This window comes from Bacteroidota bacterium (assembly GCA_013360915.1).
In the GTDB taxonomy this organism is placed as follows: domain Bacteria; phylum Bacteroidota; class JABWAT01; order JABWAT01; family JABWAT01; genus JABWAT01.
Window position 1 is genome coordinate 382,676 of record JABWAT010000001.1, and the last position, 20,854, is coordinate 403,529.

Annotated in this window: 15 protein-coding genes; all 15 read right to left on the reverse strand. The window is 47.2% G+C overall.

The genetic code is table 11. From position 1 onward, the window contains the following. Positions 1–5: 5 nt before the first annotated feature. The 15 genes from HUU10_01715 to HUU10_01785 all read right to left on the reverse strand — a co-directional run bounded on the left by HUU10_01715 (position 6) and on the right by HUU10_01785 (position 20,851). On the reverse strand, positions 6–968 hold the full coding sequence (locus HUU10_01715) for a TonB family protein (protein NUQ80302.1): 963 nt from the start codon (positions 966–968) through the stop codon (positions 6–8). Between the two features lie 37 nt (positions 969–1,005). Continuing rightward, complete coding sequence (locus HUU10_01720; GenBank protein ID NUQ80303.1) at positions 1,006–1,422, reverse strand: biopolymer transporter ExbD; 417 nt, start codon at positions 1,420–1,422, stop codon at positions 1,006–1,008. A 9-nt stretch (positions 1,423–1,431) separates the two neighbouring features. Further along, on the reverse strand, positions 1,432–1,974 hold the full coding sequence (locus HUU10_01725) for a biopolymer transporter ExbD (GenBank protein ID NUQ80304.1): 543 nt from the start codon (positions 1,972–1,974) through the stop codon (positions 1,432–1,434). A gap of 21 nt (positions 1,975–1,995) precedes the next feature. Beyond that, positions 1,996–2,688, reverse strand: coding sequence for a MotA/TolQ/ExbB proton channel family protein (locus HUU10_01730; protein ID NUQ80305.1), 693 nt, complete (start codon positions 2,686–2,688; stop codon positions 1,996–1,998). A gap of 217 nt (positions 2,689–2,905) precedes the next feature. Next, positions 2,906–4,687, reverse strand: coding sequence for an aspartate--tRNA ligase (gene aspS / locus HUU10_01735; GenBank protein ID NUQ80306.1), 1,782 nt, complete (start codon positions 4,685–4,687; stop codon positions 2,906–2,908). 72 nt (positions 4,688–4,759) lie between these two features. Continuing rightward, positions 4,760–5,866 (reverse strand): AgmX/PglI C-terminal domain-containing protein, encoded by a 1,107-nt coding sequence (locus HUU10_01740; protein NUQ80307.1) that lies wholly within the window; start codon positions 5,864–5,866, stop codon positions 4,760–4,762. Beyond that, on the reverse strand, positions 5,866–6,369 hold the full coding sequence (locus tag HUU10_01745) for a biopolymer transporter ExbD (protein NUQ80308.1): 504 nt from the start codon (positions 6,367–6,369) through the stop codon (positions 5,866–5,868). The genes HUU10_01740 and HUU10_01745 overlap by 1 nt, the downstream gene beginning before the upstream one ends. Positions 6,370–6,381: 12 nt before the next feature. Continuing rightward, positions 6,382–6,972 (reverse strand): biopolymer transporter ExbD, encoded by a 591-nt coding sequence (locus HUU10_01750; protein ID NUQ80309.1) that lies wholly within the window; start codon positions 6,970–6,972, stop codon positions 6,382–6,384. Between the two features lie 64 nt (positions 6,973–7,036). Next, a complete protein-coding gene (locus HUU10_01755) occupies positions 7,037–7,750 on the reverse strand; it encodes a MotA/TolQ/ExbB proton channel family protein (protein NUQ80310.1) in 714 nt (237 codons plus the stop codon). Positions 7,751–7,840: 90 nt separating this feature from the next. Further along, positions 7,841–8,167: a hypothetical protein gene (locus HUU10_01760; GenBank protein ID NUQ80311.1), complete on the reverse strand. Its 327-nt coding sequence runs from the start codon at positions 8,165–8,167 to the stop codon at positions 7,841–7,843. Further along, a complete protein-coding gene (locus HUU10_01765) occupies positions 8,164–13,506 on the reverse strand; it encodes a hypothetical protein (protein NUQ80312.1) in 5,343 nt (1,780 codons plus the stop codon). Before HUU10_01765 ends, HUU10_01760 begins: the two co-directional genes overlap by 4 nt. A 6-nt stretch (positions 13,507–13,512) precedes the next feature. Continuing rightward, positions 13,513–15,885 (reverse strand): hypothetical protein, encoded by a 2,373-nt coding sequence (locus tag HUU10_01770; GenBank protein NUQ80313.1) that lies wholly within the window; start codon positions 15,883–15,885, stop codon positions 13,513–13,515. A gap of 259 nt (positions 15,886–16,144) precedes the next feature. Continuing rightward, positions 16,145–17,068 (reverse strand): thioredoxin-disulfide reductase, encoded by a 924-nt coding sequence (trxB, locus tag HUU10_01775; GenBank protein ID NUQ80314.1) that lies wholly within the window; start codon positions 17,066–17,068, stop codon positions 16,145–16,147. Between the two features lie 11 nt (positions 17,069–17,079). Further along, positions 17,080–17,403 carry a thioredoxin gene (gene trxA, locus HUU10_01780; protein ID NUQ80315.1) on the reverse strand — a complete coding sequence of 108 codons (324 nt, stop codon included), beginning with the start codon at positions 17,401–17,403 and terminating at the stop codon, positions 17,080–17,082. 10 nt (positions 17,404–17,413) lie between these two features. Continuing rightward, on the reverse strand, positions 17,414–20,851 hold the full coding sequence (locus tag HUU10_01785; protein ID NUQ80316.1) for a DNA polymerase III subunit alpha: 3,438 nt from the start codon (positions 20,849–20,851) through the stop codon (positions 17,414–17,416). Positions 20,852–20,854: the final 3 nt, after the last annotated feature.

The window sequence follows — 20,854 nt, forward strand, 5'->3', positions numbered from 1 at the left end:
TGAAATTATTTACCCAATTTGAACTTAATGGGCATGGTGAACATGGTTTGCACAGGAACTCCACCCTGCATACCGGGTGTGTAACGAACATTAAACAATGCATCCTGTGCAGCCTTATCCAGAGCAGGGTGAACCGACTTAAGAACTTCTGTATTAATCGGGGTACCATCTTTATCGATGTAAACCCGGCACACGACTGTTCCTTCCACTTTCAGCATCATGGCGATTTCGGGATATTTCAGAATTTTATAGATTGCAGGTGGCCCGCCTTCTATCTCAGGACTCACTTCTGTAACCTCATAAATTTTCGTATCGTCATTGATTGCTTCGAGTTCTTCCTGCTGAATAGCAGCAGTTTGTGTCTGTGCCTGAACAGGTGCGGCCGCTACTGGTGTCACAACCGGTGGTTGAACAACGGGTTGTGCCGGTGTTTCAACCGGTTTGCTGACAGGCTGTACAGGTTCCTGCTTAACGGCAGGAGCCTGGGCAACCGTCACAGCAGGTGTTTCCTTAACTGCGGGTGTGGTAACAGTGGGAGTATTTGAAACCGGTATGGCAGCCGGTTTTTCCTGAGGAGGAGCAGCAGGAACCACATTGTCGGCAAGGGCAATTGGTTTGGCCGCAGTCCCTTCACCAGCGGTCAGCGGAATGTAAAGCTTGGTGGTAAAATTGGGATTTACCCGCAATTGCTTGGCATATTCCGAATAACCCGATTTAGATGTCCGTATTGTATAGACATCAGGCTGAACGTTAACAAATGAAAAATTTCCGCCCGAATTACTTCTTGCAGAAAGTTTTTGCTGCTCACCAAGGTAGAGATACACCGTCACAAACGGGAGGCCGTTGTTCGTAGCCTGGTCAATGACTTTTCCGCTGATACGTCCATACTGTGTTTGCCCGGAAACGGGGGAAACCGCTACCACTGCAACCATCAGAAAACCAGCAAACCACAAAACCATCTTCTTCATTGAATCCTCCCGGGGTGTGAGTTCAGCCAATCAGAAATTAATCTTCTGGCTTGGCTGAATAATTGATACGAAGTGCATCAGCATCCCGTAAACGTTGCTGGATGTCAGTTACGATACCCATCTTCTGCTCTTTATCCACACGCAACGATACGATTAACTGGGGGATTGCACGCCGTTTTTCAGAGAAAACCGGTACCAGCACGTCCAGGTCGTCCACAATGGCATCATCAACCTGAATCTGGTCATTGTTTCCGACGAAGATGTAAGAAACAAACCGTTTTTTATCAATCTTTTCAATGGCCTTTGCATTCGGCAGAACAAACTGAACCAGAAGGGTGGTATCCCTCAAGGTGGTTGTCACCATGAAAAAGAACAAAAGCATGAAAATGATGTCGGGCATAGAGGCAGTTGGAATTTCCTGCTTAACATTGGCAGATTTCTTCTGAAATTTCATACTGTCTCCTTATTTAACCCGCTCTGGTTCAGCAAAGGAAATCTTTTTGCCATATATGGCAGTAATCTGTTTTTTCTGATCATCACCAAGCTTTTCAAATGTGGTCCCGAATTTGGACCGTGCCTCTGCATCTCTGATTTCAGAGTAAGCGATGTTCAGCTCGTCATATACATCCATGAAGATGTTATAACTGGTTTCACGATCCACTTTTACAGAAATGAGAGCTTTATCGGGTCCTTCAGAAAAGTTTGGATCCGCTCCCCGGTTGGTGATATGCTTTTTGGCAATCTCACGAATCTGGGCGATAGAGGATTCCTCATTATTAACCAGCACCTGTCCTGCACTGTTCACCAGAATATTCATGATATTCCGGGCTTTAACAGGAGGGGGTGGTTCATCCGTTGGAGGAGGCGGAAGCACCAATCCGATACCGGTATCAACGTCAATGGTGGTGGTCACCATGAAGAAGATCAGCAGTAGGAAGGCGATATCAGCCATGGATGCGGATGGAATTTCCGGATCTGGCTTTTTTTTGCGTTTGATGTGTGGCATACTGGTTACCTGATGGTAAGATTATTTACCGGAAACCTTTTTACCGCGCTGAATCATGACCAGGGAGTCAATGAGTTCGATGGAAGATTCTTCCATATCGATCACAATCCGGTCGATCTTGGATACAAAGTAGTTATAAAACACCTGAAGGATCATAGCCACAACCAGACCAAACAAGGTGGTCAAAAGAGCGACAGCAATACCACCAGCCACAACGTCAGGAGAAATGTCTTTTGCCGCCTTGATAGCATCAAATGCATCAACCATCCCTTGTACCGTTCCGGTAAACCCGAGCATCGGAGCAAGTGAAATCATGGTCGAAATCACAATCAGTCCTCTTTCAAGGAAACTCATCTCGATCTGGCCATAGGCAACGATTGCTTTTTCAGCGGCATCAATACCCTCTTCGGCGCGCAGGAGACCAGCCTGAAACACAGCGGCGATCGGACCACGGGTGTTGGCACATTTCTCTTCGGCAGCCTTGATTCCCCCTTCATCCAAAGCCTGTTTAACTTCAACAAGGAATTTTCTTGTGTTGATGGATGCACGGTTCAGCGTCCACAGCTTGGCAATGGCAACGGATAATCCAATGATGAGACATACAAGAATAGGCCACATGAACAACCCACCTTCATTGAATTTTTGAATGATCCAATTCAGGTCGTAGGTAGGAGTTTGGGTGAGGTCCTGCAACAGAAGAAGGGAGAATAGCATTGGGAGATTCCTTTATGTTGAACTGATTATTTCACTTTAAAAGCGTTCGTAAAGGTAAAAGAAGACATTTTAAATGTCAATCGGGTCATTTTACCCAAAAGACATCAAAACCGCCCTGTTTTCACAATAATACACCCCATTCCACCAAGTACAAAAGGCTTCAGGGTCTTTTAGTAAAAAACTAATCCTGAGTCTGATCTGAAGACCCGGCTTGTCCTTATTTATCGGGGTTCCAGGTACTTCTGATGTACAGTTCCCTTAGTTGCTTCTCGGCAACTCCAGAAGGGGCGCTATCCATCAGACTCTGCGCATTCGAATTTTTGGGAAACGCGATGACATCTCGGATGGAGGAAGATTGAGTCATGATCATGGCCAGCCGGTCCAATCCGAATGCAATGCCGCCATGAGGCGGAGCTCCGTATTTGAAGGCATCCAGAAGAAAACCAAACTTCTCCTTTGCTTCTTCAGGGCCGATTCCCAACAATTCAAACATCTTGGATTGTAGCTCCGGCTTGAATATTCTGATGGAACCACCTGCAATTTCACTGCCATTAAGAACCAGATCGTATGCCTTTGCACGGATAGAGCCACTGTCTGTACCCATTTTGTCCATGTCTTCATTCCGGGGAGAGGTAAATGGATGGTGCATGGCCACCCACCGCTTCTCTTCCTCATCCCAATCCAACAATGGGAAATTGGTAACCCAATGAAATGAGTAGGCCTTTTCATCGATCAGATTGAAATGCCGTCCCAGCTCCTGCCGGAGATTGCCCATGATGGTCATGTATTTATACCCGGCACCTGTACTCAGTAACAATTGATCACCGGCTGCCAGACCGAAAGTCCGGACCAGATTCGAAATTGCTTCAGGTGTCAGATGCTTGACGACCGGACCTTCAAGCTGTTCTCCCATACGGAAGAGAATCAATCCGGCGAGGCCCCCCTTTTTATAGCGGTCCACCATGTCATCATAGAGATTACGACTGAGGACCAGAGGCGCCGGGACTCTGATTCCACTGATCAGACTTCCCTCTTCCGACATGGAATCAAACACTTTGAATCCGGTCGGAGCGGTAAAACGGATCTCCTGAATCTTTAATGGATTCCGTAGATCGGGTTTATCGGAACCATAGACATGCATGGCTTCTTCAAAATCCATACGCGGGAAGGGGGTCTTCACATCCACATTCAGGATTTCGCGAAACAGTTGTTTCACCATTCCTTCAGATACATTCTGTATATCTTCCTGATCCACAAATGCCATCTCGATATCGACCTGGGTGAACTCAGGCTGACGGTCAGCCCGCAGATCTTCATCCCGGAAACATTTAACAATCTGAAAATACCGGTCAAATCCGCTGACCATCAGGATTTGCTTATACGTTTGAGGAGACTGCGGCAGAGCAAAAAACTTCCCCGGATTCACACGGGACGGAACCAGAAAATCTCTTGCTCCCTCAGGAGTGGACTTCATCAGAACCGGGGTTTCCACTTCAACAAACTGTTGCTTGTGGAAATAATCCCTGATGCTTTGGGTCATCTGGGATCGCAGAATAATTTTTTGCTGGAGGGCTTCTTTTCTCAGATCCAGAAAGCGATACTTGAGTCTCAGGTCTTCATTGACTTCTTCTGTTCCTTCTATCTGAAACGGAAGTGCCTGTGCTGCATTCAATATAGTAATTTCTGTAGCAACGACTTCCACCAGACCTGTTTTCAGGTTCAGATTGCGACTGTTTTCGGGTCGTAACCGTACCGATCCGGTTACCTGGATGACCCATTCATTGCGTAATTCTTTGGCCTTTTCATAGACAGGCTTATTCTCGGGTTCAAAAACAACCTGGGTTTTTCCATACCGATCGCGGAGATCCACAAACAGAACCCCTCCGTGATCTCTCACTCTGGCCGCCCACCCACTCAGGATGACCTTTTTACCAACTTGTGAGTCCGTCAGTTCCCCGCAGGAAAACTGGCGATAATGAGTAGTTAATTGCTCAGACATCTTGTCCTCATCAAATAAAAAAAAACCAGGTTTAAACAAACCTGGTTTTTAAACCAAAACGGAAAGTAAAAATTAATCTGCGAATACGTACGGTATGTTCAGAACCTGAGGTTGTTTATCCGTTACCGTGCTGAACTGCCACAGACGAACCTTGTTGAGAATACAACGTTCAACATTGGCATTCTTCATGGTACTGGAAGCAATCCGGGGACCTACCACGCGACCGTCCGGTGAAATCCGTAATTCCACCACAATCTGTCCGCGAAGACTCGGATCTTTAACCTTTTCCTGTTCGTAGCAGGCCGTGATAGCACGTGAATGCTCATCAATCACACTGGTCAACTCATCCACTCCACGCGAGGAGGAACCAGATGATTTGATTTTTCCGGTGGAGAGACTTGATTTGATGTTACCGCTGCGACCAAGAGCATCACCAACACCGGTTCCGGCTCCCAATCCGCGGGCAGCACCAACTGCACCCAGTTTTGCACCGACTGCTCCGCCACGTCCCACGTCTTCACGGGTAGCATTTCCAAAGCCCATGCCTTGCTGTCCGGCACCAGACTTCAGAATGGCCCCAAGGTCACCTGTACTGGTAGCAGAACTCAACACATCGGTAGCAGTTCCGGCTGAGGAAGCACGACCCGTACGGGACCGGCCGGCAAGGGCAGCAATCGCGGCACTTGCCTGTGCAGCAACATTGGCCTGGTACTGAGCCTTTGCAGCAGCAGCTGCTTCCGCACGTTGTTGTTTAAACTCTTCTGAAGTGGCTTCTTCGCGGGTTTTACCCTTGGTGGTCGCCTTTTCAGCAGCAGCCTCTTTCTTTTCTTCGGCCGCAACAACATTGTCGGTTTTGATTTCTTCCTTAGGGGTATCCAATTCAAGAGCAGCAGAACGTTTCAGAATTTTTTGCATGAATGCCTGCTTGATCATTTCATTCACTGCAGATTGATCTGGAGGCTCGTAAGTAAGTAACATGGTAAACATGGCACCGTAAACAACCCCGAAGGTCGCTAACAGGATTCCTGCATACCTTTTGTCAATCCCTTCCCAGAATGTTTGTTTAAATTCATCCGGAAATGCGCGGCTTTGTGCAGCCATTACAGCTGTTGCCTTCGGATTAACCGCCTGCATTACTTCATTTGGTTGTGTCTGATCACCGCTTTTATGGTTTTTCATCAGTTACCCTCCACAGTTATCAGCTTAATTTTGGTAAATCCTGCCTGCGAGGCAGTATACACAACCTTTATGAACGAGGTATAATCGAGACCTTTGTCACCCTGTATCAGGATTTCTCCAGTAAACAGGGGCTCACCATCCGGGCCATCACCTAAGTCAATTAATTCCTGTGCACGTGCATCAAGAATATCAAACAACTTTTTGATCATAAACCCAGTTTCAGGATCGACAGGCCCCAAATACTCTTCCGGAGCGGAAACATAGTCGTCATTGAATAGGAGACCGAGCTTAGAGACAGCAATAGTAGCTGTTTTTTTCGGTTTGTCCAGGTTAATGGATTCCGGCAAACGCAAACCCTCTGCTTCAGTAACCAGTGCACCTTCGGCAGAAAACTGGTTCAGCAGAAACAGAAGAATAATTGTCATCGCATCCATAAGCGAGGTCAGAGAGACCCCACCTGAACTAAATCTGTGTTTTTTTCCCTTACTGGGTGCAAATGCCATTGATCAGCTCTCCTAATTAATGTTTACACCCAAGGAGATGCTGGGAAATAAAACCAGCTCAATCTCTTTGCTTTGTTCATTGTATTTGGCTTTAACCGCATCCATGGTCTTGATCAATACCTGATAAGGGATGGTGTTGGCAGCCGTAATCTGAATATTGAACTCATCTGCAAACTGGCCTTCGCCAATTTCTTTCTTCAGATCAGTCAGTTTGTTATTCAGTGCGGCGAGAGGCCAGTGTTTTTTAACATCCTGACCATCATAGACATCATATTCGCCCGGAGTTACCGGAATTGTAGCTGAATTGTTGGGATCGGGTCCCTTTTCGATTCCGCGAATATTAGTCTGAATGGTATAACCATCATCCGTAACCAGTAGCTTCAGATCAAGCTTTTTCTGCTGCTCGGTGGGAGTGTTGGTTGCTCCCCCTCCCCCGCCACCCGAATCGGTTGGCAGGTTGATTTCGATTGTGCCAAGTTTAACGAACTCGGCACAGGACAGGAGCAATGGAATCAGACATACCATGAGGTTCATCACCACAATCATATCCGGTTCCTTGAACTCGTTATCCTGTTTTTTTCGTTGTGAAGGCTTAAATGCCATTTTAACCTCTTGTTATTAACTTTTACCTGCGTAATCGGGATTTGTTCCCGGTTAAGGATTCAGATTAGTTAATTACGGGTTTGTAGCCAGTCAGAAGGTTAATCAGTTTTACAGTGTGCTCATCAATCTCATCAATGATGGATTGGGTCTTCGCCTGAATAAGAACCACAAGTACGGTTAACGGGATTGCAGAGAAAAGACCCATCATCGTGGTACCCATGGCGGCCGAGATACCCTGAGCAAGATACTGTGATTTCTGAGCAGCCGGAATGGCCGTTCCACCCACAGCACCGAAAGCGATAATCAGACCAAAGATCGTACCGGCCAGACCGAGAAGAGTTGAAGCCGAAGCGATCATGACCAGATAACCGGTCCGGTTGGTCAGGCGGGGAATCACTTCAAGGGTTGCTTCATCAACTGCATTCTGAATGTCACGGAATTCCTTCGAGGTATCTGCGCGTTTCAGACCACGGAGGACGATGTAAGGAAGGGCCTTTTCCTTGGATTGCTCGGCAAGGGCAATGGCTTCCTTAATGTTGTTCGATTGAACATGCTGGCGGATGCGCTCCATGAATTTTCCAGCATTGATATTTGACCGGACATACACATAGTAGAAACGTTCAATGACGATTGCCATACCGATAACCATGAAGGTCAGAATGACCCACTGGAACCATGCAGAGGGGTCACCTGCCACAGCATTTCCGTTGGAATCAATGTGATCCCAGAATTTGAAGGAGTTAATAAAGGTATTAAGGAACAAGTCCAAAGCGTTCATTTGGTTTCTCCGTTTTTGGTTTGGTTAGAAAATGATTAAGACTGGGTAAAGTTAAAGGGTGATTTGAAAAAATACAAACACCCCGGGGATTCAATTCCGATTCCGTTTCAGCAGGACCTCGGTGTCAATTGACAAGGGAAACTCACTGTCCTTGCGGATATAAAAGTCGGATTTAGGACGTTCTTTAACCTGATTGGATAATGATTCCACACTGGAGCTTGCCTGGGTGAAATCAGGGCGAATCCGTTCGGGCACCAACTGAACCGTTGGCCGTCTGATTCTCGCACGGATTACCTGTGTACGGATGGTAATCACGGCCCCTTCACCACCTGCAGGTGCTGCCTGTGCCATGAGTTCAGACCAGGAGGATCCGGCAAGAACAAAAAACAGGATAATTAAGATAGTTATTGGTCTCATTTCGGTTCTCCTCCACTTTTTTGTTCACCTTCCGGTTGCGGTGCCGGCTCGGTGGTTTGTGGCGCTGCTTCGGGTTCCTTGGGTTTGACTCCGGGCAGGTCGTTTTGTGACTGGAACATGTTCAGTACCTTTTCAGGGGGTACATCCGGATAGTAGGTAACATTCACGAGAGCATACAGGTTTTTATTATAACTGTCTGTTGCATCGGTTTTGACCGCGAGAACGTTCTTTCCGCGGGTGAGGATCTTGCTGACATCCACAACCAGGGACTTGCCATCAGCGGAGGGCTCGCCCAGTGTTTCATCAATCGGGTTCTCATTCAGATAGATTTCGGCCTTCAGGTTTTTACCCACCACCAGAGTTGCCGTTTCAATGGCACCATCGATGGTCATGGTTTTCCTGAACAGAACCTTGTTGGGAACGGTTTGATTTTCGAATGCATCCGGTTGTTCGGCTACGCTGTTTTCAGGATAATCAAACCGGTTCTTCACCACAATGACGGGAGGCGCCGGCAATTGAACCGGGGTGGCCAGCGATTGTACCTGATTGGTATCAGGCACCGTTTTCAGAGTAGAATCCTGTGTCACCTGAAGAAGTGAATCTGTAACCGGAAATTCATTCTCACCCTGAACCGACACGGTTGAATCGGTTGAAAGAGCCTCTGCAGGCTGTTCCATCACCTGTGCTGGCTCGGTATACGGCTGAGGAATGGTATCGGTATATACCGGTTCAGTGTTTTCTGCAGGCTGAACCAGATCTGTATCCGAAACAGACAGATGGAAATACCTGCTCATGCGGTTACCGGACTCATCCGTTTCTGACTCAAGTGGTGTTCCTTCATCAATGCGGTAGTACCAGACCGGTTGCATCACATAGGATTTCGGTCCGGACAGAAAATCGAAGAAATCTACCTGCATGCCGGATGCAGAAATGGTCGGTTCAGCATTGAACCAGGTGGAATCATCCAGGGAAATCTGGAACCAGTTTTCCGGTATGGCTGTGGTCGCCCGCCAGGAATGATCGGTTTCAAACACAAGGGATCCGCGAAGATCGATTTCACCAAGAAGTTTACCGTAGGTCTGAGGATCTACCGAGATCAGCCGGGTAATGATCTGGCCGGTCCACTGAGTAAATACTCCGTATTCATTCATGAAAAGGATACCGTTTTCGAGAATCGACAATCCGGTTACCTTAAGTGTGTTGATGATGTTATCAATGGTAAAGGTTGCATCCAGATACCAATATTTATCCGGTTCTGCAATTGAAACCTGATCGTATTGCTTTCTGACGGGCAACAAGCGGCGCGATCTTTCCAGATTCATGTCACCCGTTTTCAGTAGGAATTCGGTTGCGCGGTTTTCCACCTGCAGACGAAGATCCTTTCCGAGATTGTTGGCATCAACCACCTTCAAAGCGGTGGCAAATGAATTGATGGTGGTGGTCACATATTGATTATTGCTCTCAATGGCCACATTCATGATACTTTCCTGGTTAAGGATCTCGTCACCAAGAGGTTCTTCATTCACCTCTACCTTGGAACGGAAATTATCAAACAGATGATCAAACGCATTGATGGCATAGTTCACCAATTCAACATAGCGCGTCGCCTGCAAATCGGAAAGGTCGGTTATGGCTTGTCTCGACTCCTGAACCCAGTGGTTTTCAACTCCCCGTTCTGCAGACAGATCGATGTTTTTACGGTACAGTGAAATGGCATCCGCAATATCAGGCGTTACGTCATCAATCAGCTGTGCACCAATCAGCAGGTATACGTTCGGGTCGGTCTGACTATCAAGCAGAGAGCGGTCGTTGATAAACAGAAATACGACCTCATGCTGAGCTCTGGCTGCCCGGAACAGCATTTCTGATGTCTTTTCAGAAACAGTTGAGTCAAGTGAGGCTAGCAGTTTCAGTGTTGAATCAGGTACGACAATGTCATTGGTGGTAATAGAATCTTTGTTCTGCTCCAGAAGGGTATTCAGTGTGGACCCAAACTGTTTCAGGGAAGTATAGGTCTGTGCATAAATCTGATAGGCGGTTTCATAGAAACTCTTTGCATCATAATACACTTCAGACTGATACTTGATAAGATCTGCACCACGGTATCCTGCATCGGAGGCATTCCGCTCACCCACCTGACTGGACAGAATTTCCTGGGTCTTTCCAATATTATAGGTTGCCTCAAACGCCCGGTACAGACTTCCGCCCGGTTCCAGGCTCAGACCGCGGATTTCGATCTGATTGTTCCAGTAAGTTGTTTTTGCTGCTTCCTTTTTGTCCAGCGTAACCGAACTGTTGGCATAATCAATTTTGATATCATCAAAGGCCCGGCGTAGTTCAAGACCGATCTTATAGAGGGACTCACCAGCAAAATAGGGACTTCCTGGCAATTTCTTTGCCTTCAGGTCACGGTTCCGGTTGGCTGCAGCCTGATACTCAACCTGAGCGCCGGTAAAATCCTGTTGTCTTTCGAGGTAATTACCGCGACGGTAAAAGGCCTCAACCGTCCTGAAATCATCCGGGTATTGAGCCGCAAATTTTCCGTAGGCATCAAAGACACCCCGTTCATCCTTCAGGTCAGACTGCAGACCAATGGTCCCAAACAAGACTTCCGTTGCAAACGGACTCTTGGGAAATTTCTCCACATACAGTTCTGAAAGCCTGAAGGCTTCTTTCAGATCACGTGCCTTTTTGGCATCATCAAAGGCAAAATACAGGTACTGCTCGGCCAGTGTTTCTTCATTCTTACCGGCGAAGTAGTAATAGTTGCGCTCAGCCTGTTTAGATGACAGTGAAAAGGCACCCATTTCCTTGTAGTTAGCGTAGATGTTTTTATGGGCGTTATCAACCAGTTCCACCGATTTGGGGAATTTTTCAATCAAAAGATTGTACAGTTCGTTGGACCGGTTAAATTCTTTGATTTTGTCGAAGTTATCAGCTGCAAAATAAATGGCCTGATCGACTTCTTTATAATTAGGTGTTTCCTGATAGATACGGAACCATTGTTCAGCAGCTGCGAAATAATCCTTACGATCCTGCATGATAATGGCATACTGACCAATACTGTTTGACCAGACGCTCCAGGCATAATCCTTTTGTTTCTGGCTGGCATCCTTCATGTAGATCAGGGCACGAGCCAATTTTTCTGCAGAAGGATAGTCTTTAACCTGATAGTAACCGGTCATAAGGTCGGTCACATATCCAGGATTGACTTTCTTATCAGGGTAATATTTCTGAAGAATGACCTGCCAGTCGGCAACCGCATCGAGTTGATTCTTATTGAAATAAAGCAACGAGATGTTCTCAACATAGTCCTTTGTCTTCTGGATATGCGGGAACAACCTGGCGAAATTATCATAGGCTTCTATAAGCCGCTTTTCACCAGTGGTGAGCATGAGTGTATCCACATAGGCCAGGAATTTCAGGTCACGCAAGGTGGAATCGGCCACCATGGCCTGTGCACGGGACAATGAGGAAAGACCAATTTTGGGCGTGGTGGTTTCTTCCTGTTTAAACTGATCCTGAGCAATAGATATGGCATTCAGAGCGGTTTCAAAGCGGTGATGCTCGGAAAACGGGTTTCTGGAAACCTCCAGATAGATCGGGTATGCTTCAGCCTGGCGGTTCAGACGCTGGTCAAGAACAAGGCCAAGGTAGTATCCGTTTTCATAAGCCACCGAATCGTAGCGGGAATAGAAATCAAAGTACTGAAAAACAGTATTGGCATACCGGTTGTAATAAGACAATGCCTGTTCCTGGCTGGAAGTGATGCCTTCCCTGCTCTGAGATCCGTTAAAAGTTTCGGCATAGAACAGGTTGTGATCCATGTTATCAATGAAGTACTTCTGACTGGTGGAATCGACTTCAGTAAACATGGCTGCATTCAGATACCGGTCTACGATTCCCTTCACTGACTGATCTGCATCGGGTCCGTTTTGTTTATTAAACTTATCCAATTGCTGTTTGTACCAATCGGACCGGTAGTTGTACGTTTCCCAATACTTCAGACGTAACCCGTAAATTTCTTCACGCAAGGCAAGTTCTGCCATCCCCGTCAACGCATTCAGTTCCCGGGAACGAAGCTCGATAACCTTACCGGATAAACTGGCGGCTCTTTCTGATTGGGGAAACCGGTTAACGATGTATTCATAAACATAGATTTCGTCTTTTATTTCATCCACTTCTGAATAGGACAAACCCAGCCGTTCATAAACGTAGGGTTCATAGGCTTTAGGAGGATTGAAATTGCCGAAATATTGCACAAGACGATCCAGAACCTCACCGGTGCGCGGACTGCCCGATTTCTGTGAGTATTCCCGTTTGACAATATCCATGAAACAGATACCAATATACTGGGCCGCTTCATCGAGCATTTCGGTCTTTACGAAACCAGGCATAACCTGACCGTCAAACAATTCTTTATTCTGCTGGATATCATCCATCAGGAATGTAAAGTAGGCAATGGCATCAGAGAAACTTCTCAGCTTATAGCTTACCCATGCCAACCGGTACAGGGATTCCCCGAAACGACGGGAAGGAAACTCTGATTCTGCACTCAGTTCGAGCACCTTCTGGAAATGGCTCCGGGCCCGGCGCAAACGTGCATCATCGGAACTGTTAAAAAGAAACTCACCGATCAGCCAATTGGATTCTAGCACATAACGACTGTTTGGGTATTTACGTGTCAGTACCTCGAGGGTACGGATTCCCATTTCTGAGTTCTGCAACTCCCGTCCATAAATATAGGCCTTGTTATAAAGCGCATCCGGAACATATTTACTTTCGGGAATTTCATTGATCACATAGTCGTATAGCCAAATGACCTTGGAAAAATCCTTAACGGCCGGTTTCGGCTGTTCGGGTAACTCTGTGATTTCCTTCTTTTCAAATTGATCGAGCAGTCTGGCATAAGCATCCAGTTTTCGGTTGTACTCGGCATCATCCTCATAAAACTTGGTCTGAACCTTGTCATAGAGAATTTCTGCCTGACGCATGAGGATTTCATCGAGGATTTTTGACCGCTGAAAAATCTGAATGAAACGTTCATTGTTCTGATCGAGCAGAGCCGATAGACGCTTCTCCTCTTCTTCGGAAAGTTTTATCTTTTCCTGAGTCTTCTGAAGGATCAGTTCGATCTGAGGAAGGGTAAAGTTTTTGAAAATCCGGTCGGTTTCAGCCGATTTCGTTTTAGTGGTGATAATATCCTGATCGAGAGGGGTCACCACGATATGGCGACCTTTGACAATGGACGTATCCTGCCCGGAAACAGGACTGGCTACCACTGCAATCAGACATGCAGAAAGAAACAATCGATTGATCCGGCTTCGATTTACTGTCATAAGATGTTACTTACCCTTTTTTCCGGATGTACTTTTTTTCGTAGCCTTTGCATCTGCCTTCTTCGATTTGTCATCCTCGGGCTTTGTAGCCGGTGCAGGAGGAGCAGGTGGCGGATTCAGCCGGTCCATTAATTCCTTGGGAATGGGTTGAACGGACATCGGATCAAAATACACGCTACGATAGTCGGTTAGTTTGGTTTTAAAATCGCTGTTAATGGAGTCGATTCGCTCGACAAAGAGTCGCTGAGATTCAATTTTTGCCAGATCGGACATGTATCGCTCAAACTGATCTTTTTTCTCAGAAATGGCTCTCTTCAGTGCAGAGCGGATCTTGAGGTTTTCTTCATTCTCTGTCTTCCGACGGTCAAATTCACTGAATAAAAGACTGGTCAGACCAAAGGCTGAAGCATCTCCCCATCGTTCGATTTCGGTCTGGGACCGGTAAAAGTCGGCTTCATAGAAAGAGACTTCCACTGCGTTGAACCGGTTTTTAACATCTCCGATCACCTCGGCCATGTAAGCAATGACGTCCCTTTTCATTGGTTCTTTATTCGATGAAACGGCACCACGAACTCTGGATTCAAGGTCACTGGCGCGGTTCACTTCAAGGGTGGCAACATCCCGCAGCATCCGATAGGAGTCTTTACTTGCATTCTCTGAAGACCGTAGGAGAATGGGGGCATGCTGGGCAAACAGGACAATATCCTTGCCGATTGGTTCGGCATAGGCGCGGTCAACAATTCCCTTAAGGGCTGTGATTGCGCTGTCTGCAAAAGTCACCATTTCACGCAGTCCGCGTTGACGGAGAGTGGCCTTTTGTTTATCCAATGACTCGATATCTGCTGTCAGCTCTTCAAGAATCTGGTCATTCAGCAACCGGTTGTCCTTACGGAACTCAAGTCGGCTTGAAAGACCCAGTTTCTGGCTGGTGGTGTTCAACGATTCAATCATGGTGGTAACCGGGCCCAGAGAAGCCTGAGGAAGGTTTCTCGATTCGGCATAAACTTCCATGTTTACCCGCTGACGATTGATAATGTTCCTGTTTTTGTAGAAATCGGACAAAAACTGGTGTGCGATCATTCCATTGATCACATAGTTGTAGCTGGTTTCGGAATTTTCGGTTTGGGAAGGGTTCTTGCGCTGGCGGATGTAACCTTCCAGAAAAACGGCCTGGTAAAGCAGTTCCTGATTGGTTACCTGATTGATGTAATTTTCCACTTTAAGAAGAGCGGTATTGTAATCGGCCTGCTGTAAATCAATCCAGGTTTCTGCCAGAACCGCAGAAGAGTATTCGGGGTGAGTGATTTCAACCTGGTCAAAATAACTTTTACCGGTATCGAAATAGGTTTGAGGGGTAATGGTCACCTTTCTGGCGCCAACTGTTTCTTCAATCCGGAACTCGCCAGCCTTGATCATATTGACACCCTTGAGGTAATTGAGGTACCCCAACTGGAGGATGGCAGATGTTTTGAGTTGTTTCAAAGCCTTAGAGTCCCATGGCCAGACTGTTTCCCGCTCCACCCGGCCATAAAACCGGATGGCGTTATCAACATCATCGGTGATGGCATAGGTATTACCAAGGACATAATTGGACATCATGTAGCCCGGATATTCCCGTGGCACACCAGAAAGGGTTGAAATGACCTTCTGATAGTCTTCCCGCTGGTGGTAGATGACAGCCAGAAGCATCTGGATGTCATAGTAAACCGAATTCTGGGCATTAATAAGCCCTTTCAGCTTTTCCCAGTCCTCGAGGAGGGTTTCATTCTGTCCATAGACGTAATGAATAAACAAAAGCCGGTAAATGGCATTGTTGGTAAAAGCTGAGGTGCCGTTGTATTGTTTCAGTACAATATTATAGTCTGCCCTGGCAGCCTGGTAGTGCCTGAGGGCGAAATTGGCCTCACCACGAAGGAAATACAGGTCATCCAATGATTTGTAGATCGGGGTAAAATCTGTAATTAGGTCATTGAGACCGAGAATAGCTACCCTGAAGTTTCCCGCATTGTAGTAACGCATAATCGCTTCTACCCGGTCGTTAAAGTAGGATTTCAACCGGTCGGGCGAGGCTCCTGTCATCAGGATTTCCTTGTACCGCTGCAATTCTCTCGCTACGTTCTCAGTCTGTGCATACTCCAGAAACTGTTCATACAGTTCCTGAGTCTCAAACGTAAAGCGATATCCCTTCCCGGATCCGGAATAGGAATAGTCCCCGGGTTCAATCTTGGTGAATTGAAGGGATTTCCAGGCATCGCGGCTGAAATTTTTATCCTCTTTGATCCGATATTCCAATTCCCGGTAGGTAATATGGGCCATATCTGCCAGATAGATACTCCGGTTCAGGATCATATTGAAGTGAAAAACCGGGGGGTTTTTCACGCTTCCCTTTAAAACTTCCTCAATTGTTTGTGCAGGAAGAAGGGAAGGGATTAACAAAAGGAGGAAAACTGCTTTTAATAGCTTCATTCTTTAACCCAAGACCGTTTAGACGGTTTATAATAATTTTACCCGGCGCTAAGATAATAAAATATGCTATTAAAACAATCTAACTCTAAGGAATGAAGGTCTGACCGGCCGGATACGTGATTCTTTACACATCCGGCCGGAAAAGACCGAAGAGGGGGGTCTAAGACAGGAATCAGTGGCTTTCAAGAAAGCGGTATGCTTCGAGGGCGGCCTGACAACCGGTGCCTGCAGCCGTGATGGCCTGGCGGTACACATGATCCTGCACATCACCGGCAGCGAAAACACCTTCTATATTGGTTCTGCAACGGTCGTCAGTGATGATGTAACCATTTTCATCAAGGGACAGGATTCCTTTGAACAGGTCGGTATTGGGAATGTGCCCGACAAATACAAAAATTCCATCCACTGCCAGGTCTCTGGATTCTCCGGTCGTCAGGTTTTTAAGACGGGCTCCGTTCACCCCACCCTGATTATGCAGGACTTCTTCTACAACTGTGTTCCAGATCACGTTGATTTTTTCATTGGACAGAACCCGGTTTTGCAGAATCGGACTCCCTCTGAATTTATCGCGACGATGAACAAGAGTCAGTTTGTCAACAAACCGGGTCAGAAACAAGCTTTCATCGAGAGCCGAATCGCCACCACCCACCACCAGAACATGCTTTCCCCTGTAGAAAAAGGCATCGCAGGTGGCGCACGTTGACACTCCCCTTCCAATGTTCTCTGTTTCACCGGGGACACCAAGCATGCGGGATCCTGAACCGGTTGAAACAATCACTGATCCGGCCAGATACTCATCTCCGGAAGTGGTTTTCATATAGAAAGGCCGTTTGGAAAAATCTACCGAAATCACCTTATCGTGAATGGTGCGTGTTCCAAATTTTGTGGCCTGTTTTTCAAGTTTTTCGGCCAGTTCCAGTCCACCGATCCCATCGGGAAATCCGGGGAAGTTTTCCAGATCATTGGTCAGGGTAATCTGACCGCCGGGTTGGGTTCCGAGAAACAGGGTGGTATTAAGATTGGCCCGGGACGCATAAATGGCTGCTGTATAGCCAGCCGGACCGCCGCCGATGATGGCGACATCTACCTGATGCATGGTACTTCCCTTCAGTTCAGGTGCACATTGACCTTGTCGGTCAGCATTTTCTTGGGCATGGCACCGACAATCTGTTCAACCACCTGTCCGTTTTTAAAAACGAGCAGAGTTGGAATCGACCGGATTCCGAATTTGGTGGCCGTCATCGGATTCACATCCACATCGACTTTTGCGATTTTAAGTTTGCCTGCATATTCCGGGGCCATTTCTTCGAGAATAGGGGCAATCATCCGGCAAGGACCGCACCAGGCAGCCCAGAAATCGACCAGGACTGGTTCGTTTGACTGGATGACTTCCTTTTCAAAGGTGGCATCGGTGACAGTAACGGGTTTCATTGAATTCTCCTTAGTTTAAATATCTGACCGCATTTTCTCCCAGTACGATCTGGATTTTTTCCATAAAGTCCTGGTTCATGTTAATTCCAATGTTTCTTGCTAACGCACGGACTGGTTTTTTAATTCCGGTTCCGGTGAACTCCAGATAGACCTGGAGGTCGCCGGGATGTTCCAGCAGCAACGACCAGATCTGTTCGATGTTTGATTCACTTAATCGTGTCAGGTTCAACTGAAGACTGACACTTCCCTTGCTTTTCCGGTTTCGCAGTTTGTCGGCGGTTTCAATTGAATCCACCAGAATTTTTCCGGAATCAGACCCGGCCTGGCCATCGAAGCGACCACTGACCAGAACCACCGCCTCATCGGTGATCAGGTCCTTCAGTTTTTCATATGTTTTACTAAAGACCAGACATTCGACCGTCCCGAAAAAGTCTTCAATGGTGATGAAGGCCATCATCCGCTGGTTCTTATCCGGTTTACGGGTAACCGCCGAAATCTGACCGAGGATGTGAACGGTCTTTCCCATTTTTGATTCATTCAGCGTGTTGATGGGATCACGGGAATAGGCCTCGAACTCGGCTTGCCAGGAATCGAGAATGTGGCCCGACACATAGAAACCCAGAAACTCTTTTTCTTTTGCCAGAATATCTTTTTTGGACCAAGGTTCGGCGGATGAAAAGTCGGGTTCAGGACCACTGGCAGCCCGGGTGTTTCCGGTAGCGGCCGGTGAATCGAACAGACTATCCTGACCGATCCGTTCTGCGTTGAGTTGTGCCTGAGCCCAGGTGATTGCTTTTTCTATACTGGCCAGTTTCTGAGCGCGGTGGCCGGGAAGACTGTCGAATGCACCCACCTGAACCAGACTTTCCAACACCTTCTTATTTACCAGGCGCAGATCGATTTTTCTGAAGAAATCGAAAAAGGATCTGAAACCACCCTGTTCGCCACGTGCCGCAATGATTGACTCGACGGCGTGCTGGCCTACGTTTTTTACGGCGGCCATTCCAAACCGGATTTTTCCATTCACAACACTGAACCCAACCTGGCTCTCATTCACATCCGGAGGCAGAACGGCCAGTCCCATCCGTTTACACTCATGAATGAAAAATACAATCTTATCGGTGGAACCGAGTTCCGAGTTTAAACACGCTGCCATAAACTCGGCAGGATAGTTTGCCTTCAGCCATGCAGTCTGGTAAGCCAGGATGGCATAGGCTGCTGAGTGCGATTTGTTAAAGGCATAATTGGAGAACGGCACCAGAATATCGAAGATTCTCTCTGCCAGTTCCTTTTCATACCCGTTGGCCACGGCTCCGCCAACCCACTCAGGGCGAATTTTGTCCAGTTCTTCCGGCTTTTTCTTGGCCATGATCCGGCGAACCACGTCGGCTTTTCCAAGAGAGAAACCAGCAAGAACCTGCGCAATCTGCATAACCTGTTCCTGATACACAATGACGCCGTATGTTTCTTTCAGGATGGGTTCCAGATTGTTATGGAAGCAGTCGATGGTTTCCTGACCATGCTTCCGTTTAATAAAGGAAGGAATGTTGTCAATGGGCCCTGGACGGTACAGGGCATTCATGGCGATCATATCCTCAATATTGGTGGGCTTCAGTTTTTTAAGGTATTCCCTCATCCCTTCCGATTCGAACTGGAACACACCAACCGTTTCACCCCGCTGAATCATCTCATAGGTTTTTGGGTCATTTTCGGGCAACCGGTCCAGATCAATGTCGATCTGATGGTTTTCCTTCACCATTCTTACCGAGTCGTTGAGGATGGAAAGTGTTTTCAGACCCAGGAAGTCCATTTTCAGCAGTCCGACCTTTTCGGACCAATCCTTATCATACTGGGTGGTAATCACATCATTTGCTGCCTTATGCAGCGGGACAAACTCGGTGAGGTCACCCGGGGTAATCACCACGCCGGCTGCATGCATGGAAGTGTGGCGTGCACTTCCCTCGAGGACTTTTGCAAACTCGATCAGCTGCTTGTGTGAGTGCTCACCATTTTTTTCGATTTCTTTCAGGTCAGGATTCTTTTCCAATGCATCTGCAATGGACTGATCGGGGCCTTCCGGAATCATTTTTGCAATCCGGTCCACATCCTTCAGCGGAATCCCAAGTGCTCTTCCCACATCGCGAATAGCACCGCGGGCCGCCATGGTACCAAAGGTGATAATCTGGGTAACCGATTCCCTTCCATATTTATTCACCACATAATCAATGACTTTTCCCCGGCCCTTGTCGTCAAAATCGATATCAATATCGGGCATGGAGATCCGTTCCGGATTCAGGAAACGTTCAAACAGAAGATTGTACCGGATGGGGTCCACGTTGGTGATACCGGTTGCATAGGCGACCAGAGATCCTGCTGCAGAACCGCGACCGGGACCAACCGACACGCCCATGTCACGTGCAGCCTGAGTAAAGTCCTGGGTAATCAGAAAATACCCGGCATAGCCCATCCGCCTGATAACGGACAATTCAAGATCCAGGCGACTTTGAAGGTCCTCATTGATTTCGCCATACCGTTTCTGAACCCCGCGGATGCAGAGTTCACGAAGGTATTCATCCGGACCCGTGGTATGAGGAGGGAGTTGGAAGTCGGGCAGGTGCGTTTCCCCGAATTTCCAGTCAAAGGAAACCGATTCAGCAATTTTTATCGTGTTTTCAATGGCCTCGGGAAGGTGTTTGAACAAGTTGGCCATTTCGTCGGATGATTTAAAGTACACCTGATCGGTGGTGAACTTCATCCGGTTCGGGTCGTTGTATTCTTTACCGGTAGCCAGACAGAGCAGAATATCGTGAGCAGCGGCATCACCCTGAGAGATATAATGAATGTCATTGGTGGCGACCAGCGGCACTCCCTTTTCACGTGAAAGGTCAATCAGTGCATTGTTTGCGACGATTTCTTCCTTGATACCATGATTCTGGAGTTCGAGATAAAAATTTTCTCCAAAGATATCGAGATACTCATCGACCAGTTTCCGGGCCCGGTCCATGTTCCCTTTCAGTGCCGCATTGGGAACTTCTCCCTTGATACACGCGGTCAGGGCAATCAGACCATCCGAATGCTTTCTGAGCAACTCCCTGTCAATACGGGGTTTATAATAATAGCCATCGAGAAAGGACCTGGAACTGAGTTTGATGAGGTTTTTATAGCCTGTCACATTTTTCGCCAGCAGAATCAGGTGATACCGTTCTTTGGTATCTTTTTCATACATGCTGGTTGGGGTGACATAGAATTCACTGCCCAGAATGGGTTTTATCCCCGAATCTTTTGCCTTTTTATAAAAGGACGGAGCAGCGAACAGATTACCATGATCGGTGATCGCAATGGCTTTCTGTTTGTTTTCAACTGCCTTCTCGACCAACCGGTCAATACGGGCGGCTCCATCGAGAAGCGAATACTGGGAGTGGTTATGCAGGTGTACAAATTCTGCCATTGA

Excerpts from the sequence above, each read along its gene's own strand:
- HUU10_01715 (NUQ80302.1), bottom strand. The coding sequence starts at position 968 with ATGAAGAAGATGGTTTTGTGGTTTGCTGGTTTTCTGATGGTTGCAGTG.
- HUU10_01720 (NUQ80303.1), bottom strand. The coding sequence starts at position 1,422 with ATGAAATTTCAGAAGAAATCTGCCAATGTTAAGCAGGAAATTCCAACT.
- HUU10_01725 (NUQ80304.1), bottom strand. The coding sequence starts at position 1,974 with ATGCCACACATCAAACGCAAAAAAAAGCCAGATCCGGAAATTCCATCC.
- HUU10_01730 (NUQ80305.1), bottom strand. The coding sequence starts at position 2,688 with ATGCTATTCTCCCTTCTTCTGTTGCAGGACCTCACCCAAACTCCTACC.
- aspS (NUQ80306.1), bottom strand. The coding sequence starts at position 4,687 with ATGTCTGAGCAATTAACTACTCATTATCGCCAGTTTTCCTGCGGGGAA.
- HUU10_01740 (NUQ80307.1), bottom strand. The coding sequence starts at position 5,866 with ATGAAAAACCATAAAAGCGGTGATCAGACACAACCAAATGAAGTAATG.
- HUU10_01745 (NUQ80308.1), bottom strand. The coding sequence starts at position 6,369 with ATGGCATTTGCACCCAGTAAGGGAAAAAAACACAGATTTAGTTCAGGT.
- HUU10_01750 (NUQ80309.1), bottom strand. The coding sequence starts at position 6,972 with ATGGCATTTAAGCCTTCACAACGAAAAAAACAGGATAACGAGTTCAAG.
- HUU10_01755 (NUQ80310.1), bottom strand. The coding sequence starts at position 7,750 with ATGAACGCTTTGGACTTGTTCCTTAATACCTTTATTAACTCCTTCAAA.
- HUU10_01760 (NUQ80311.1), bottom strand. The coding sequence starts at position 8,167 with ATGAGACCAATAACTATCTTAATTATCCTGTTTTTTGTTCTTGCCGGA.
- HUU10_01765 (NUQ80312.1), bottom strand. The coding sequence starts at position 13,506 with ATGACAGTAAATCGAAGCCGGATCAATCGATTGTTTCTTTCTGCATGT.
- trxB (NUQ80314.1), bottom strand. The coding sequence starts at position 17,068 with ATGCATCAGGTAGATGTCGCCATCATCGGCGGCGGTCCGGCTGGCTAT.
- trxA (NUQ80315.1), bottom strand. The coding sequence starts at position 17,403 with ATGAAACCCGTTACTGTCACCGATGCCACCTTTGAAAAGGAAGTCATC.
- HUU10_01785 (NUQ80316.1), bottom strand. The coding sequence starts at position 20,851 with ATGGCAGAATTTGTACACCTGCATAACCACTCCCAGTATTCGCTTCTC.